Origin of the sequence: Kaistia sp. 32K (assembly GCF_016629525.1) — a bacterium.
GTDB lineage: Bacteria > Pseudomonadota > Alphaproteobacteria > Rhizobiales > Kaistiaceae > Kaistia.
The window spans coordinates 1,557,468-1,574,761 of sequence record NZ_AP024269.1 but is presented as its reverse complement, the minus strand read 5'-3'; the positions used below and the strand labels follow the sequence as shown (position 1 = coordinate 1,574,761).

Here is a 17,294-nt window from a genome sequence, read left to right as displayed (position 1 = left end):
CATGCAGCGGACCGAACTTCGTCTCTCCCGACCGGGCGCCCGGCGCCTTCTGACGCCGCTGGCCGTCCTCGCGGCACTCTGCCTCGCCGGCGGCCCCGCCGCCGCGCAGGATGCCGCCAAGAATGCAGCCAATAATGCAGCCCCTGGCGCGACGCAGAACGAATGGTCGACCTTCAACGGCGATCTCAAGGCCCAGAAATTCTCGCCGCTGACCCAGATCACGCCGGCCAACGTCAAAGATTTGAAGGTCGCGTGGAAGGTACATACCGGCGACATGTCGGACGGCTCCGGCGTGACGCCGCCCTCGGTCTGGTCGGCGACGCCGCTCTTCGTCAACAATACCGTCTATCTCGGCACGCCGTTCTACCGGATCTTCGCGATCGAGCCGGATACCGGCAAGGTCAAATGGACCTATGACAGCAAGGGCGAGCTGAAGGCGTTGACGCAGCCGGACCTGAAAAACCGCGGCGTCGCCTATTGGCAGGCCGACAATCCCGTCGCCGGCAAGGCCTGCGACAAGCGCATCTATATCGGCACGATGGACGCCAAGCTGCACGCCGTCGACGCCGATACCGGCAAGCCCTGCGCCGATTTTGGCAAGGCGGGCGTGCTCGACATCAACGTCTACAACACCCAGAACGCCAAATGGCCGCTATCGCTGCTGCAGCCGCCGACCGTGTTCAAGGACTATCTGCTGCTCGGCTGGGCCGGCAAGGACTGGGACCAGACGGTCGACAGCCCCGGCACCATCTTCGCGCTCGACGCGCGCACCGGCGCCGTGCGCTGGGAGTTCCACTCGCTGCCGCCTGAAGTCATCGACAAGACCGGCACGGCCAATGTCTGGGCCTCGATGTCGGTCGATCCGGAACGGCAGATCCTCTACATCCCCGTCTCCTCGCCGAGCCCCAATTTCTATGGCGGCGACATTCCGGCGGGGCTCGAGGTGATCACCTCGGTGACGGCCCTCGACATCCCGACCGGCAAGATGCTGTGGAGCCGGCAGCTCGTGCATCACGACATCTGGGACCTCGACACCAACGCCGCGCCGACCCTGTTCGACCTCGAAAAGGACGGCAAGACCATCCCCGCCTTGATCCAGACCTCGAAGCAGGGCTTCCTCTACATCCTCGACCGCACCACGGGCGAGCCGATCTATCCGATGGTGGAGAAGCCGGTTCCGGCCTCGACCGTGCCGGGCGAGCATGCCTCGCCGACCCAGCCCTTCGTCGACCTGCCGAAACCGGTGGTGCCGGACAAGTGGCCGGGCGTCTACGATCTCGCCGACTGGGCGAGCCTCGGCTATTGCAGCCGCACGGCGAAATCGCTCGTCGACCAGGGCCGCTTCACCCCGCCGAGCCTGCAGGGCTCGCTGGTCTATCCGGGCACGATCGGCGGCACGGAATGGGGCGGCGGCGCGCTCGATCCGCGCTCGCAGACCTTCGTCGTCAATTCCTCCAGCGCCGTGCAGACCTACCAGCTGATGACCCGTGCCGATTTCGACAAGGCGGTCAGCGGCGGCTCCGAGACCGGCGGGCTGTTTCCGCAGACCGGCGGCCCCTACGGCATGAATCTGAACACGTTTCTGAACCCGATCGGCATGCCGTGCTGGAAGCCGCCCTACGGCACGCTCGCCGCCTATGATTTGAAGACCGGCGCCCAGCTCTGGAACAAGCCGTTCGGCCAGATCCAGAAATGGGGCTTCTACATGCCGGAATCCTGGGGGACGATCACCATCGGCGCCCCGGTCATCACCGCGACGGGCGTGGTCTTCATCGGCGCCTCGATGGATTCGCGCGTCCGCGCCATCGACTTGAAGACCGGCGAGGTGCTCTGGAAGGCGCTGGTCGAGGCCCCCGCCGTCGCGATGCCGGCGGTCTACGACTACAAGGGCAAGCAATATGTCGTCTTCACCGTCGGCGGCAATTCGATCCTGACGCCGAGGGTATCGGACGAGATCGTGGCGTTCAGCCTGCCGGATTGAGCCCCCCACCGCCGTATCCCGCGCAGGCAGCGTCCTCACCTCTCCCATGGGGAGAGGTCGACGGCCGCAGGCCGGCGGGTGAGGGGTTGCGGCCTCACCGGATGGGGTCCCTACCCCCTCACCCGGAGCTTCGCTCCGACCTCTCCCCATGGGAGAGGTGAAAGAAGCCTCCGTCCTCTGACAGGATCGAGTGCCGCGCCAATACAAGCTCGCCGTCATCCCGGGCTTGACCCGGGACCCATACAGCTGAGGCATCGGGAGAACTGCTCGGCCTTCCGATTGTCCAGCCAGGCCCAAGACCCATCGACCGACAACCCGGCTGAATGGATCCCGGGTCAAGCCCGGGATGACGGCGAGTGGGGGCTGGGCTAGCGCCACAAGGTCGAGGAAATCCGCCGGCCACGAAAAACGCCGCGGCCGGCGGGTATCATGTCAAAGCTACGCCGCGCGGCGCGCCTCCGTGTCGAGGGCGGTGAACTCCGCGTCGGAAAGCTCGATCGACGCGGCGGCCGTGTTCTCTTCCAGATGCTTCACGCTGCCGGTTCCGGGGATCGGCAGCATCACCTTCGAGCGCTTCAGCAGCCAGGCGAGCGCCACCTGGCTCGGCGTCGCGCCGAGCTTGCCGGCGATCGTGGTCAGCGCCGAGCCCGGCCGGGCAAGATCGCCGGAGGCGAGCGGCGCCCACGGGATGAAGCCGATCTGGTTGGCCTCGGCATAGTCGAGCACGGCCTCGCTCTTGCGATCGACGAGGTTGTACTGGTTCTGCACCGTGGTGACGGGGAAGAACTTCTCGGCCGCCTGGATCTCCTCGACCGAGACCTCGGAGAGGCCGACATGGCGGATCAGCCCTTCCTTCTGCATATCGGCGATGACGCCGAACTGCTCGTCGCGCGGCACGCGCGGATCGATCCGGTGCAATTGCCAGAGATCGATGCGGTCGATCTTCAGCCGGCGCAGGCTCATCAGCACCGTCTGGCGCAGATATTCCGGCCGGCCGACCACCTGCCAGATGTTCGGGCCATGCCGGGTCAGCGCGCCCTTGGTGGCGATGACGAGGTTCTTGTAGGGATAGAGGACGTCGGCGATCAGGTCCTCGCTGACGAACGGGCCGTAGCTGTCGGCCGTGTCGATCAGGTCGATGTCGAGCTCGGGAACGCGCTTCAGCGTGCGCTCCGCCTCGGCGATGTCCTGTGGGTCGCCCCAGATGCCGGGCCCGGTGATCCGCATGGCGCCGAAGCCGAGCCGGTTGACGGCCAGGTCGCCGCCAATCAGGAACTGACCGGAAGCCGCGGCTGAGATGTCATTGGGCATTGTCTCGTCCTTCGATGATGGAGCCGGACGCATCGCGCGCGAGCGGCGCGCGCATCCGGCCATGGGTCGAGTAGATCCTCCGCGCCCCGCGATGAAAAGGCGGCGGCACCGGCTTGGCGGCACCGCGACGGGCGTCGAACACCCCTGGGAAGGGCTTCCGAGAGATGGGAGACCCCGCGCGGATTGAAAAGGACCAATCGTTCACGGACGCGTGAAATTGGGCAAGCGGCGGGTGTGGGCGGGGTGGGCCTCGCGAAGGGCGCGGGCAAGAAGGCAAGGCCGGCGCAACACCCTCGCCGTCATCCCTGCGAAAGCGGGGATCCACGCAGCCGCGCCATCGGGAGGCCCGCACGGCCAACAACCCGGCGGAAATGGATCCCGGGTCAAGCCCGGGGATGACGGCGAGCGTGGGGCGGGCACGCTGTCGCGCCAACGACCGAGACGCCCCTACTCCCGCCAACTCCTCAGCCCGAGCAGTTTCTCGCCGAGCTCCGTCAGCTTCGCTGTCTCGGCGTTGTGCCTCTCCCATTCGCGCGGATCGCCCGGGAAGGCGTCGCGCTTCGGGTGGTCGCGCTCGCGCCAGAGGCGGATGCGCTCGGTGCGCTCGGCGAGGTTCGCCTCCTCGGCCGGATGCATGGAGATGTACTGCGCCATGCGGACGCGGCCGTCCGAATGGTTGGGGCGAACGCCATGGGCGAGCAGCGAGTTGAAGATCAGCAGGTCGCCCGCCTCCATGTCGATATTCGTGATCGAGAGCCCGGCCGTGTCCGGATGCATCGGGTCGCGATCGTCCGGCTGCGTCTTCACCCAGTCGTCGAAGCCGGCGAACAGCTCCGGAATGCACTGGAAGCCGCCGACGTCGCCGTCCTGCTTCTTCAGGCTCAACACGCCCTGCACGCCAATCGGCGGGGGGACGAGCGAGGTGTCGGCGTCCCAGTGGATGAAGCCGTTCGGGTTGCCCTTCACCTTCTTCGGCGGGTTCAGATTGGCGCGGTCGATCGTCACCCAAAGGTCTTCTCGGTCCCAGATGTCGACGAAGGCGTCATAGACCCGGTTCTGCTGGCGATTGTCCCAGAGATGCTGGTGATTGTAGATCTCCAGCATGCCGGTGCCGTTCAGCTCCTTCATCAGATGGTCGCGGCGCTGCGGCGCGTACCAGGTCGCAGGATCGGCCGAGTCCTTCTCGTCGAAGCGCCAGAGCGTCTCGACCAGCCGCTCGACGTTTGCTGCCGGCACCGCCTGGCGGACGATGACGTAGCCGCGCGTGATCCAATGCTGCCAGTCCGCCTCGCTCAGCACGCGCAGCGGCAGCGTCTTCTGGATGTCCTTGAGCTGCGTCTCCTGCTGCGTGGTCGGGTGGCTGTCGCGCATTGGCGCAGTGCCCATTCCGGCGGCCATGGTCATCTTGTCCTCCCTCTCCTCACCCGTCCCGACAGGACGGTTCCTGAGAAAAAGAATAGCGCCGCGCCCGATGCCATGTTCGCCGATCCCGGCGAAGACTGATACTATTCCAGCGTCACAATGGACCGGGAGACCAGAATGAGGCCGTTTCTCGAGAGACTGGCGGTGCCGGAGGGCGCGTCCTGGGCGACGCTGAACCGCCGCCTCGACGACGAGATCCCATTCCAGTGGCATCACCATCCCGAGTTCGAGCTGACGCTGACGCTGAATTCGCGCGGCCAGCGCTTCATCGGCGACCATATCGGCGCCTATGACGATGGCGACCTCGTGCTGGTCGGCCCCAACCTGCCGCATAGCTGGTGTTCGGCCGACAAGGTCGATCTCGCCCGCCCGCATGTCGCGCTGGTGATGTGGTTCCTGCCGCAATGGACGACGCCGCTCGGCGGCGTGTTCACCGAGTTCCGCACGGTTGCCGAGATGCTGGCGCGCGCCCGCACGGGGCTGAAATTCTCGGAGGAAGCCGCGCGGGAAGTTCGCCCGATGATCGAGGCGCTGTTCGGGCTCGGCCCGGAGGAGCGGCTGATCGAACTCCTCCGCGTGCTGGCGCTTCTCGCCCGTGACCCGGCGGCCGAGCCGCTCGCCTCGCCGCTGGCACTTCCCGCCGCAGCGCCGGAGCGCCAGGCCGATCGCGGCCGCGTCGACCGGGTGCTCGAGCACCTGCACCGCCGCTATGCCGAGCGGCTCAGCCTCGATGCGCTGGCCGACATCGCGGCGCTGAGCCCGTCCGGCCTGCACCGGCTGTTCGTGCGCCAGACCGGGCAGAGCGTGACGAGCTATCTGGCAAAGATCCGCATCGGCGCCGCCTGCGCCATGCTGTCGGGCGGCGGCAAGCCGATCGCGGTGATCGCGGCGGACGCCGGCTACGACTCGCTCGCCCACTTCAACCGCCAGTTCAAGGCACAGCGCGGCGTGACGCCGAGGGAGTACAGGCGGCGGTTCCGGGTGGGTGGGTAGGTCGCCGTCGTCGGCCGTGCCCCTCCCCGTCATCCCTACGCGGCCGTGACACCCTCCGCCGTCATCCCCGCGAAAGCAGGGATCCATGCAGGCGAAGCCTGGGGAGGTTTATGCGGCCGGCAACCCGGCTGAATGGATCCCGGCTCGAAGGCCGGGATGACGGCGAGCGTGGGGGGCAAGGCGCCCCGAACGGCACCCGCCGGACAATGCCGACACACCACCTCCCCGTCATCCCCGCGCAGGCGGGGATCCATCCAGCCGCGCCCTCGGGAGGTTCGTACGGTCAGCAACCCCGCGGAAATGGATCCCGGGTCAAGCCCGGGATGACGGCGAGCGTGGGGCGGGCAAGGCGCCGGCGCGGCAAGGCAGGCAGGCAAGCCCCTCACCCCAACCCTCTCCCGCGAGCGGGCGAGGGCTTTTCGGCCGGCGCGTCGCATCGACCTGGCGCTACCCCTCAACAGGCGCAGGCGAGCTCCCTCTCCCGCTCGCGGGAGAGAGTTGGGGTGAGGGTCTGCCCTACCCCTTCGGCCTTTCCGGCTCGATCAGCTCGCCGGGCCATTCGACGATGAAGTCCTCGTATTCCTCGACCGGGATGTCGCTTTCGCTCACCGTGCGGCCGGAGGTGGAGATGCCGGCCTCATGCACGGTCTCCGGGTCGCCGGAGACGAGCGGGTGCCACCAGTAGAGGTCGTGCCCTTCGGCGACCAGCCGGTAGCCGCAGGTCGGCGGCAGCCAGGTCAGCGTGCGCACGGCCTGCGGGTCAAGCGGGATGCAGTCCGGCACGAAATCATGCCGGTTCGGATAGTCGCGGCAGCGGCAGGTCTCGTCGTCGAGCAGCTCGCAGGCGATCGCCGTCCAGACGATCTGGCCGGTATCCCAGTCCTCGAGCTTGTTCAAACAGCAGCGAGCGCAGCCGTCGCAGAGCGATTCCCACTGCTCCGAGCTCATTTCCTCGAGTGTCAGGCGCTTCCAGAACGGCGGTTCGTCTGCGGCATCGTGTTGCGCGGAGGCCGCGGCGGGTCGCGCGTCCTTTCCTTGCAAGGGCATGGAGATTGCGTATCCTCTCAGCATCGGCGAGAACCGGCCCGATTTCGGGGCGATCCGCGCTCCACGCCTTCCGGACGGGCCAGAACCCTCTGGAACGCGATGTTTCAGACCGCTTTCTAGAACCATTCGACTCTCAATGGAACAGGCCTTGCGCAAGCTTCGGGATCGCATATCGGACTGGACCGGCGCGCTTCGCGACCGGTTCCGCCGCGCGCCCGTTCCGCCCGAGGCCGGCCACGCGCCGCCGCCCGCTCCGAAAGAGCGGATTCGGCTGATCGAGATCGACGCCTTCATCGACAGCACGCTCTACCGGATCTGGACGGCGCTCAAGGAAGCCGCCGAGGCGCTGTCGCGCTTCGCCCGCCATTTCCGTCTGACCGGCTGGCGGCGCGCGCCCATCGAACTCCTCGGCGACGGGCTGACCATGGCCACCGGCGGCGCGGTGGTGATGCTGACGCTGGCGCTGCCGGCCTTCGACGCGACCAAGCAGGACTGGCTGGCGCAATCGGACTATTCCGTCACTTTCCTCGACCGCTACGGCGCCGAGATCGGCAAGCGCGGCGTGCGTCATTCCGAGGCGGTGCCGCTGGAGGAAATGCCGGACAGCCTGATCAAGGCGACGCTCGCCACCGAGGACCGGCGCTTCTACACCCATTTCGGCATCGACATCATCGGCACGGCGCGCGCGCTGATGGAAAACCTGCGCAACGACGCGGTGCGTCAGGGCGGCTCGTCGATCACCCAGCAGCTGGCGAAGAACCTGTTCCTGTCGAACGAGCGCACGCTCGACCGCAAGATCAAGGAAGCGTTCCTGGCGCTCTATCTGGAGAGCAACCTCTCCAAGCACGACATCCTGCAGCTCTATCTCGACCGCGCCTATATGGGCGGCGGCAATTTCGGCGCGGCGGCGGCGTCCGAATTCTATTTCGGCAAGAAGGTCACCGACATCAACCTGGCCGAGGCGGCGATGCTGTCCGGGCTCTACAAGGCCCCTGCCCGCTACGCGCCGCACATTAACCTGCCGGCGGCGCGCGCCCGCGCCAACGACGTGCTCACCAACATGGTGCAGGCCGGCTTCATGACCGAGGGCCAGGTGATGGGCGCCCGGCGCAAGCCCGCCGACGTCGTCCGCAAGGCGGCCGACACCTCGCCCGATTATTTCCTCGACTGGGCCTTCGACGAGGTCAAGAAGCAGGTGCCGGACGGCGACCGCAGCCTGATCGTCCGCTCGACCGTCGACATGAACATCGAAAAGGCGGCCGACGAGGCGGTCGAGAATGCGCTGCGCGAGTCCGGCGAGCGCTACCGCGTCAGCCAGGCGGCGATGGTCGTCGCCGAGCCGGACGGTGCGGTGCGGGCGCTGGTCGGCGGCCGCGACTATGGCGAAAGCCAGTTCAACCGCGCCACCGACGCGCTGCGCCAGCCCGGCTCGTCGTTCAAGCCCTTCGTCTACACGGCGGCGGTGCTGCACGGCTATACGCCGAAGAGCGTCGTTCTGGACGCGCCGATCTCGATCGGCAACTGGTCGCCCAAGAACTATGGCGGCCGCTACATGGGCTCGATCCAGCTGACCACGGCGCTGATCCACTCGCTGAACACGGTGGCCGTGCGCCTCGCCGGCGCGGTCGGCCGGCCGACGATCATCGATCTCGCGCACAAGATGGGCATCACCACCAACATCGTGAATTCGAAGTCGCTGCCGCTCGGCGCCACCGATGTGCGCGTGCTCGACATGACCGGCGCCTATGCCGTCTTCGCCAATGGCGGCTTCAAGGCGACGCCCTATGCCTTCACGCAGATCGTCAACAGCCAGGGCAAGGTGATCTTCGACCGCAAGCGCGACGTCGGCCCGCCCGAGCGCGTGCTCGACGAGAAGACCGTCGGCGCCATGAACTACATGCTCGGCCAGGTGCCGGAGCGCGGCACGGGCCGCGCCGCCAAGCTGCAGGGCATCAAGACGGCCGGCAAGACCGGCACCACCAACGCCTATCGCGACGCCTGGTTCATGGGCTTCACCGGCAATTATGTCGGCGGCGTCTGGTTCGGCAATGACGACTTCACCTCGTCGAACAAGATGACGGGCGGCTCGCTGCCGGCGCAGACGTGGAACCGCGTCATGACCTACGCCCATAACGGCATCGAGCTGAAGCCGATCCCGTATATCGACGAGCCGGCCTCCGACGGCAACCGCCCGGCGCCGGCGATCGCCAGCACCGGCGGCGCCGACCAGCGGCCCCTCTCGCTCTCGGCCGACACAACGGAACGGCTGATCGCGCTCGAAAAACTGTTCGAGACGGCACCGCCGCTGAAGCCGCTGAACGCGGTCTCCTACGAGACGGACAAGCCCCTGCGCGCCGCAGCGCTCGGCGACGAATAGCGGTATTCGGCAGGCCCTGCGCCGGCTCGCCGCCCGGACTGAACTCGACCATCATCCTGAGGTGCCCGGCGAAGCCGGGCCTCGAAGGAGGGTCCAGGGATCGCCTCGGACCTTCAGACCCCGTCGACAAACCGGAATGCCCCGCTGGACCCTCCTTCGAGGCTTCGCTTGCGCGAAGCACCTCAGGATGATGGCGGAGTGGATTGATCCGTTCAGCGCGAAGAATTCTCCGCGCACAACCGTTGATCGGCCTCCACTTCCATCAATCGCGCGATTTTCGAAACAAAATGCAATCAAATTGATTTGACGATTTAAGTATAAAATCGAAATGTCATAGCAATTCTGCAACAACGCCTAAAACATCGTACTGCATAAAAACCAATTCGACTGCGTTCATATTTCCTTGGCATATCCATCCACTATGCTGGCCAACAAATACGGCAAGTCGGATGGAGACCAGCATGAAGACTTTGGGACTGGGTATCGTGTTGGCCCTCGGCATGGCCGGAGCGGCACAGGCGGCGGATCTGACGGCGGCCCCGCCGGAGCCGGTGCCCGCGCCGGCGTTCAGCTGGACCGGCCTCTATCTCGGCGGCCACGCCGGCTATGGCTGGGGCGATTTCACCTCGGATCCGACCGACGCCTATGGCGGCCTGAAGCCGGACGGCTTCTTCGGCGGCGGCCAGGTCGGCTACAATTACCAGTTCGACAACCGCCTCGTGCTCGGCGTCGAGGCCGACGTCTCGTTCGGCAGCCTGAAGGACGACATCGACACCGTCATCGGCGATCCGTCGGAAGCCGCGGTCGAAATCGCCTATTCCACCAAGATCGATACGTTCGGCACGGTGCGCGGCCGGCTCGGCTATGCGGCTGATCGCTTCCTGCCCTATGTGACCGGCGGTCTCGCCTGGGCGCGCGCCGACCTCGCCTTCTCGAACACGATCACGGTCGACGGCCAGCAGCTCGTTCACAATGCCGCCTCGAACAAGCAGACCTACACGGGCTGGACGATCGGCGCCGGCGTCGAATATGCCGTGACCAACAACATCACCGCCAAGCTCGACTATCTCTATGCCGATCTCGGCTCGCGCGATTTCGACCTCGGCACGCCGGTCCAGGCCGATCTCAAGGTCCAGACGGTGCAGGTCGGCCTCAACTACAAGTTCTGATCCCCGCCCTGCCTATCGAAGCGGCGATATGCGCCGCGGCCGCCTGGCGCGCCGCGGCGCAATCGCATGACAAGAACACCTGCCGTCCCCTGCGGCAGGTGAATTCCTCTCTGAATGCGTGACCGGAACGGGGCGAGAAACACGCCCCGACGACTGGACGCGGCCAGCCGGTTGCCTCTAAGTCACGCAACTATCAGGGGAATCACATGATCAGACATATTCTTGGCCTCGCGGCCGCGACGGCCTTCGGGCTGGCCGGCGCACAGGCAGCCGATCTCACCGTCGCGCCGCCCGAGCCCGTCGCCGCGCCGGCCTTCAACTGGACCGGCTTCTATGCCGGCGTCCACGCCGGCTATGGCTGGGCCACGTTCGATACCGAGATGACGGATATCTACGGCGAGGGCAAAGGCAACAAGCCGGACGGCTTCCTCGGCGGCGGCCAGCTCGGCTACAATTACCAACTCGCCAACAACGTCGTGCTCGGCATCGAGGCGGACGCGGCCTTCGCCGACCTGAAGGATAGCGGCGCTCTGCGCATCAGCGGCGGCGGCCAGTACTTTGAAATCGGCACCCGCAGCGAGATCACGGCACTTGGCACGGTTCGCGGGCGCGCCGGCTATGCCGTCGACCGCTTCCTCCCCTATGTGACGGGTGGTTTTGCCTGGGCCAACGCCAAGTCTGAAGTCTACATCAGCAGCAACATTCCGAACGCGCCGAACCTCGTCAGCGGCGACAGCCAGATCTTCACCGGCTGGACGGTCGGCGCCGGCCTCGAATATGCCGTGACCCACAACCTCACCGCCAAGCTCGAATATCTCTATGCCGATCTCGGCTCGAAGGATTTCACCGTCAATGCGTTCAACGCGAGCGGCCCGTACAAGGCCGACCTCTCCTCGCTGCAGACGGTCAAGTTCGGCCTGAACTACAAGTTCTGATCCTGCCGATCGAATGACGCCATCCGGGCCTCCGCGCTGAACCGCGCGGGCGCCCTTCTCTCTGGCGGCAGGGTCCGCGCAGCGTATGCGCGCAAAAGCAGGCGGTGCAATCAGGCTTCGGCTGAGGGTTGCATGTGACGCGGGACCTGATTCATTCTGTCTCCCCGCTTCTTGCCCGGAGTACCCGATGACCGACGCCCCTCCCTCCGCCAGCCGCGACAAGCGCGCCGCCCGGCTCGACGCCGTCATCGACGAGGCGATCCGCAACGAGGTGATCGTCGGCGCCGTGGTGCTGGTGGCGGAGGAAGGCGAGACCGTCTACCGGCGCACCGCCGGCTATGCCGATCGCGAGGCCGGGCGCCGCACCGCCGAGGACACGATCTTCCGCCTCGCCTCGGTCACCAAGCCGCTCGTCGCCGCCGCCGCCCTGTCGCTGGCCGAAGCCGGCGTTCTCGGCCTCGACGATCCGGTGACGCGCTTCCTGCCGGATTTCCGCCCGAAGCTCGCCGATGGCAGCGAACCCGTCATCACCCTTCGTCACCTGCTCACCCACACGAGCGGACTGATCTACGGCTATGACAAGTCGGCCGGCATCTCGGAAGGGTTGGACCAGCCGGGGCGCGGCATGGCGGAGAACCTGGCGAAGATCGCGGCGCAGCCGCTCGCCTTCGCGCCGGGATCGTCCTGGGCCTATTCGGTCGGCATCGACGTGCTCGGCGCGGTGCTGGAAAAGGCGACCGGCCTCGGCCTGCCCGAGATCATCGCCCGGCGCGTTACCGTGCCGCTCGGCCTCGCCGACACGGCCTTCCTGCCGACCGATCGCGCCCGGCTCGCCACGGCCTATGCCGATGGCGACCCGCGCCCGACGCCGATGGCGGCGCACCAGCCCGTCGCGGGCAAGGCCGGCACGCTCACTTTCGCGCCCGACCGCAATTTCGATCCCGCCTCGTTCCCGTCCGGCGGCGCCGGCATGTTCGGTACGGCCGGCGATATCCTCGCCTTCCTGGAGGCGATGCGGCGCGGCGGCGCGCCGATCCTCTCCACCGAAAGCCTGAAGCTGCTTGCGACGAACGCGATCGGCGCCTTCGACACGACGGTTCCCGGTCGCGGCTTCAGCCTCGGCTGGTCGATCACCTATGATCCCGCCGCCAACGCCTCGCCGTTCTCGCCCGGCACCTGGCAATGGGGCGGCGTCTACGGCCATTCCTGGTTCGTCGACCCCGTGCGCAAGCTTTCGGTCGTCTCGTTCTCGAACACCGCCGTCGCCGGCGTCAACGGCCCCTACCCCGACGCCATCCGCGCTGCCGTCTACGGCTGAAGACCGGCCTGGTCATCCGTCACGACGACCCCGTCGCAACGACCTGTGGCGGCTTCAAGGTGCGTGCTTCGAGACGGCCCTTCAGGCCTCCTCAGCATGTTGAGATTCGGAATGCCGATTTCGGCAAAGTCAAAACCCTCAACATCCTGAGGAGCGACCGATAGGGCGCGCCTCGAAGGACGCACCGGACCGCTGTCCTATGCAGCAGGCGCCATGCTCATGCGGCGGCTTCCGCCTCGTCCCCGACACGGCCCTTGGTCACCGAATCCGGCAGGCCGAAGATCCCGTCGAAGGCCCAGTTGAAGACGAACATGTAGACGGGGAAGAACACGATCAGCACGGCGTCGAGCAGCAGCGCCTCGAGGAGCGAGATCTGCATCCACCAGGCGATCAGCGGGATCAGGAACATCACCAGCGTCGCCTGGAAGCCGACGGCATGCAGGATCCGCCGCGCCAGCGAGCGGGAACGGGCGGCCTGCGTCGATTCCCAGCGCTCGAACAGCCAGTTGTAGATCAGATTGACCGTCACCGCGGTGGTCGAAATCATGATCGCCAGCGGACCCGTGTGCGACGCCGTGGAACCGGAAAGATAGGCCAGCATGAAGGCCGAGATGAGGGTCCCGGAAATCTCGAACACCGAAACGTAGACCACCCTGCGAAGAACGCCTTGCACCAAATCACCTCTTGAGAACGGCCGGACGGCCGATGTATGGCGGTCGTCTACCAGCAACGGCGCAGACAGGAAAAGTTGCCAGCCATCAGTTCAGCTGATAGGTCAGGGTATGATCTTTTCGAGCGACAGCATCGAGCTCTTCCTGGCGGTGATCGACCAGGGCTCGTTCTCCGCCGCGGCGCGCGTGCTGCATCGCGTCCCCTCGGCGGTGAGCATGGCGATTGCCAATCTGGAGGCCGAGCTCGGCTACGCGCTGTTCGTGCGCGAGGCGCGGCAGGTCCGCCCGACGCCGGCGGCGCTGGCGCTGGTGCCGCATGCCCGCGTCATCGCCGAGCAGCTCGAGCAACTCGCCGCCCACGCGACCGAGCTATCGGACGGGCTGGAGACCCGGCTCGCCATCGGGATCGCCGCCGACATCGACAATGCGCGGCTGATGCACACGATCTCGGATGTCTCGGCCCGCCATCCCCTGCTCGCGATCGAGATCACCACCGCGCCGCAGGACGACGTAGTCGAGCGCCTGCGCACCGGCCGGATCGATCTCTGCATCGCCTATGGCGGGCTGGAGACGAGCCGGAAGGAGGATTTTCACTTCATCGGCACGGAGACGCTGGTCGCCGTCGTCTCGACCCGGCACGGCTCGGAGCTCGTCGACGTCGAGACGTTGAAGCTCGACGATCTGTTCCACCACCGGCAGATCCTGATCGCCAGCACCGAGCATCCGATCTCGGATTTCCGCCAGCTGATCGCCGGCTCCTACTGGCGCACCGACAGCCTCGCCACGGCGGTCAACATGGTGAAGGTCGGCCTCGGCTGGGCCAACCTGCCGCTCTCGGTGGCGACGCCGCTCGCGCGCGAAGGCAGCGTCCGCATCCTGCCCTTCTCCAACGTCGCCAACGGCCTGAAACTGCCGCTGCACCTGCGCTGGATGAAGCAGAACCCGCTCGGCATGGCAGGCCAGGAACTGCTGGAGATGCTGAAGCGCGGGTGAAGGGAGGCGGGCGGCAGCGACGCGATCCGTAGCCGAAGCCGTTGGATCGATCGCCGCGCTGATCCCGCAATCGACGGGGATCCCCGCCCTATGGCACCTTCCGCATCTGCGGCAGCGGATAGGATCCGTTCAGGATCTCGTCGCTCGGCTGATACAGGCGCAGAATGACGTAGAAATTGCCCTTCGGCGCGGGCAGCCAGTTGGCGGCGGCGTCGCCGTCCGGCTTGTCGGCCTGGACCGGGATCGTGATCGACCCGTCGGCCGCCTTGACAAGGCCTTGCGTGTCCGTGCCGACCTTGTATCGCGCGATCGGGTTCGCCACGAGCATCTTGTCGGCATCGTCGTACATGGTGAGGGACCAGAAGGCGTTGACCGGCGGCTCGCGGTCGAACTTGATGACGTACCGATTGGCGCCGCTCAGCAGATTGCCGTCCGAATCCGTTGAGCGAAGCGGGTACATCGCCTCTTTCTCGCCGTTCCCGCCGAGATAGGAGCCCGCCACCATGGCGCGCAGGGGATAGTTGAAGCCGAAGCTGTCGAGGCCCGTGGCCCAGGTCCACCCATTGCGGTTGACCGCCGTGCTCGCAAGCGACGAAACGACAACGTCCGGGGCATCCTCCAGTCCGCGCTGAAGGCCCTTGCGCGTCGACTCGGATAGTTTCGACGGATCAAAGCCGTTCTCCGTCAGGCCGATCCTCGCGAACTGCGCGAACAGGGCCTGGTCGACCGGCTTGACCTGGTTGTCCTTCAAGGCCGCCGCGAGATGCTTGAAGAAGCCGAGGGACTCCCCCGCGATGGAGGGAAGCGGTTCCAGCGCGGCCGCCTCGTCGTTCGACGCCACTCCGCCCAGGGGCTCGAGCCGGAACTGCTTCTGCAACGCCAGCACCGGAGCCACGGGCTCGCCCTGCGCGATCCGGAGCCGGCCCCATAGCCACACCTTATCCGTCGTCACGTCGAGGCGTTTCACGTCGGCGGGGAGATCCCCCTTCCAGCCCGGAGGTACGATCGCGTAGCGCGCCGCCGCCGTGCCGGTCGTGCGCCGGCCGATATAGTGCTCCAGCTCCTGCCACATGTTGAAGATGTTCACGACATAGTAGCGATCCTGCGTGTCCGGAACCGACAGGATGTAGGGACGGTCCAGCTTGACCACCGCGCTCATGTAGTAGGTGTCGTTGTTGGCGGTCGGCATGTCCTTCGCGTCGGGCGTCGCGAGTTCGGACGCCCAGCCGATCTGGTTCAGCGGCGCGCGATAGCTGGTGGCGGGCTTCGGCGATGGCACATCGGTATATTGCCGGACGACCCGCTCCATTCGGACAAGCGGATACCCCCAGGCATAGGCGGAGACGGCGAGCTGATATCCGTCGATTTCCTGGCCTTTTGCCATCACCTCCGGCGAGGTCGGCGTCGACACGAGCTTGTCTTCGAACGTCTCGGCCGCCGGTGCGCCCTGGGTGAGGCAAAGCACCGAAAGGGCGGCGACGAGAATGGAAGCGGCTTTCATCGGAACCTCCTGGTTCAGGCAACTTCTTCAAAATCGGGCAGGACGAAGGTCTTGCGGTTGAGGGCCTCGGTGCCCCCGTAGAACCGCATCGTCGGCATCGGCCGCTTGCCGGAGGTCGGTATCCAGTTCGCCTCGAGGCCCGCGGGAGCCTTCGGGCCCACATAGATCGTCACGCCGCCATCGGCGTTCTTCTTCATCCCGTCGAGATCATAGGAGGACAGCGTCGTCCGATTGTTCTCGCTGTAGATGAAGGAGAAGGTCGCGCGGTCGTAGACGGTGAGCGCCCAGAATTGCCGGACCGGCATATTGGCCGGCACGTCGAGCTTGTAGAGCTTTCCGGCCTCCAGCCTCTGGCCGTTCCTGTCGGCCATGGCGATGAGATACTGGGTGGCCGGGTCATCGCTGAGCGTCCTGGGCATATAGGTGCACCAGAAATACTCGGCAGCGCGCTCGATCAGGTCGATGCGATCGTCATAAGTGAAAGTGAAGCTTCGATTCCGGTCGGCCTGCAGCAGCGAGACATAGTGGCGGTCGGGCCAGTAGACCCGCCGCGCCAGAACCTCGTCGAACCAGCCCTGCAGGAAGAACCAGGCATCGATCGCCGCCTGCCGCATCGCCCGCCTGGTGGTTTCGTCGGGCGCGAACGGCTTGCCCTTCTCGATGCCGAGCGACACCAACATGCCCATCATGACCTTGTCCTGCTCCTTAACGGGCTCGACGGTCAGGATCGCGTGCATGTCCTCGAAATGTCGTTCGTCGTAGAACGGCAGCGTGGCGTAGCGTTGGTCGATCGGATCGATGAAGCGCTGCCGGGGCGGGTTGGCGGCTTCCGAGAGGAAATAGACGCGCAGCCGCTTGGCATAGGCATAGGCGTCCGCGACCGACTTGCCGGCCGCCGGCACCGAGCGGAAGGCCAGGGCGATGCGGTAATTCGGCGAGGCGACGTGGATGTAGCCGTCCGGGATCGGCTCGGAATAGCCGGGCGGCGTGAAGAGAAACCTGCCACCCTTGCCCTGATCCAGGCCGGCGGGACCAACATCGGCGATCGTGAACTGCCAGGCGTCGACGACCTGGCCGTAGAGGCTGCCGTCCGGACCGGCCGCCGGCACCTCCACCACCGCCGGCCCCTTCCGCAGATCGGTGAAGGCGGTGATGTAGGGCGTGGTGCTGTTCGCCGTCAGCGCCTCGAGCTTCGGCGTCGCCGGCGCCGAATAGGCGATGATGTCGTTGTCTTTGGCGCCCAGATCGTCGAATGCCGACCGCCGGAACGAATAGATCGCGATCGCCGGCATGTTCCAAAGCACTGCCTCGAAGGCGCGATGATATTTGATCTGGTAATCGAAGTCCCTGACCGACGGCGCCGAACCGACTGGCGGTTGCCCGCCCAGCGGCTCCTCGCCCGCCTGCGCCCGAACCGGCGCGCCGCTGGCGACCGTGAGAACGGACGCGCCAAAGGCGCTCGCGACAAATCCTGCGGCAGTCGGCACGAAAAACTCGCGACGATTCATCATTTGCCTCCAGCAAAGGGAGCCTAGATCCGTTGTCTCGTCTCGCGTGAAAAACCCGATGGCCGCAT

13 protein-coding genes are annotated in these 17,294 nt (G+C 66.3%); 7 read left to right on the top strand and 6 right to left on the bottom strand.

From position 1 onward, the window contains the following. The first annotated feature begins 1 nt into the window (after position 1). Positions 2 to 1,981 carry a pyrroloquinoline quinone-dependent dehydrogenase gene (locus K32_RS06995; protein ID WP_201403324.1) on the top strand — a complete coding sequence of 660 codons (1,980 nt, stop codon included), beginning with the start codon at positions 2 to 4 and terminating at the stop codon, positions 1,979 to 1,981. A gap of 438 nt (positions 1,982 to 2,419) precedes the next feature. On the opposite strand, the gene K32_RS06990 is transcribed toward K32_RS06995, so the two are convergent. Both K32_RS06990 and K32_RS06985 read right to left on the bottom strand, forming a co-directional pair. Then, positions 2,420 to 3,292: an aldo/keto reductase gene (locus K32_RS06990; RefSeq protein ID WP_201403323.1), complete on the bottom strand. Its 873-nt coding sequence runs from the start codon at positions 3,290 to 3,292 to the stop codon at positions 2,420 to 2,422. A 447-nt stretch (positions 3,293 to 3,739) separates the two neighbouring features. Further along, on the bottom strand, positions 3,740 to 4,678 hold the full coding sequence (locus K32_RS06985; RefSeq protein WP_201404392.1) for a phytanoyl-CoA dioxygenase family protein: 939 nt from the start codon (positions 4,676 to 4,678) through the stop codon (positions 3,740 to 3,742). Positions 4,679 to 4,831: 153 nt separating this feature from the next. Here K32_RS06985 and K32_RS06980 point away from each other — a divergent pair, with 153 nt between their 5' ends. Further along, positions 4,832 to 5,707 (top strand): AraC family transcriptional regulator, encoded by an 876-nt coding sequence (locus K32_RS06980; RefSeq protein WP_201403322.1) that lies wholly within the window; start codon positions 4,832 to 4,834, stop codon positions 5,705 to 5,707. Between the two features lie 516 nt (positions 5,708 to 6,223). Here the strand turns inward: K32_RS06980 and K32_RS06975 are convergent. After that, a complete protein-coding gene (locus K32_RS06975) occupies positions 6,224 to 6,655 on the bottom strand; it encodes a YcgN family cysteine cluster protein (RefSeq protein WP_244669887.1) in 432 nt (143 codons plus the stop codon). Positions 6,656 to 7,019: 364 nt separating this feature from the next. On the opposite strand from K32_RS06975, the gene K32_RS06970 reads away from it, so the two are divergent. The 4 genes from K32_RS06970 to K32_RS06955 all read left to right on the top strand — a co-directional run bounded on the left by K32_RS06970 (position 7,020) and on the right by K32_RS06955 (position 12,553). Continuing rightward, complete coding sequence (locus K32_RS06970; RefSeq protein ID WP_244669967.1) at positions 7,020 to 9,131, top strand: transglycosylase domain-containing protein; 2,112 nt, start codon at positions 7,020 to 7,022, stop codon at positions 9,129 to 9,131. A gap of 461 nt (positions 9,132 to 9,592) precedes the next feature. Then, positions 9,593 to 10,300 (top strand): outer membrane protein, encoded by a 708-nt coding sequence (locus K32_RS06965; protein WP_201403319.1) that lies wholly within the window; start codon positions 9,593 to 9,595, stop codon positions 10,298 to 10,300. Between the two features lie 206 nt (positions 10,301 to 10,506). After that, positions 10,507 to 11,235, top strand: a complete 729-nt coding sequence (locus K32_RS06960) for an outer membrane protein (protein WP_201403318.1) — start codon at positions 10,507 to 10,509, stop codon at positions 11,233 to 11,235. A gap of 187 nt (positions 11,236 to 11,422) precedes the next feature. Then, positions 11,423 to 12,553 (top strand): serine hydrolase, encoded by a 1,131-nt coding sequence (locus K32_RS06955; RefSeq protein ID WP_201403317.1) that lies wholly within the window; start codon positions 11,423 to 11,425, stop codon positions 12,551 to 12,553. A 217-nt stretch (positions 12,554 to 12,770) separates the two neighbouring features. Here the strand turns inward: K32_RS06955 and K32_RS06950 are convergent, their stop codons facing one another. Then, positions 12,771 to 13,226 carry a PACE efflux transporter gene (locus K32_RS06950; RefSeq protein ID WP_201403316.1) on the bottom strand — a complete coding sequence of 152 codons (456 nt, stop codon included), beginning with the start codon at positions 13,224 to 13,226 and terminating at the stop codon, positions 12,771 to 12,773. Between the two features lie 109 nt (positions 13,227 to 13,335). On the opposite strand from K32_RS06950, the gene K32_RS06945 reads away from it, so the two are divergent. Continuing rightward, positions 13,336 to 14,217: a LysR family transcriptional regulator gene (locus K32_RS06945; RefSeq protein WP_201403315.1), complete on the top strand. Its 882-nt coding sequence runs from the start codon at positions 13,336 to 13,338 to the stop codon at positions 14,215 to 14,217. A gap of 88 nt (positions 14,218 to 14,305) precedes the next feature. Here K32_RS06945 and K32_RS06940 read toward each other — a convergent pair whose 3' ends face one another. Both K32_RS06940 and K32_RS06935 read right to left on the bottom strand, forming a co-directional pair. Then, on the bottom strand, positions 14,306 to 15,718 hold the full coding sequence (locus tag K32_RS06940) for a DUF1254 domain-containing protein (protein ID WP_201403314.1): 1,413 nt from the start codon (positions 15,716 to 15,718) through the stop codon (positions 14,306 to 14,308). 14 nt (positions 15,719 to 15,732) lie between these two features. Continuing rightward, positions 15,733 to 17,205 carry a DUF1254 domain-containing protein gene (locus K32_RS06935; RefSeq protein WP_244669886.1) on the bottom strand — a complete coding sequence of 491 codons (1,473 nt, stop codon included), beginning with the start codon at positions 17,203 to 17,205 and terminating at the stop codon, positions 15,733 to 15,735. Positions 17,206 to 17,294: the final 89 nt, after the last annotated feature.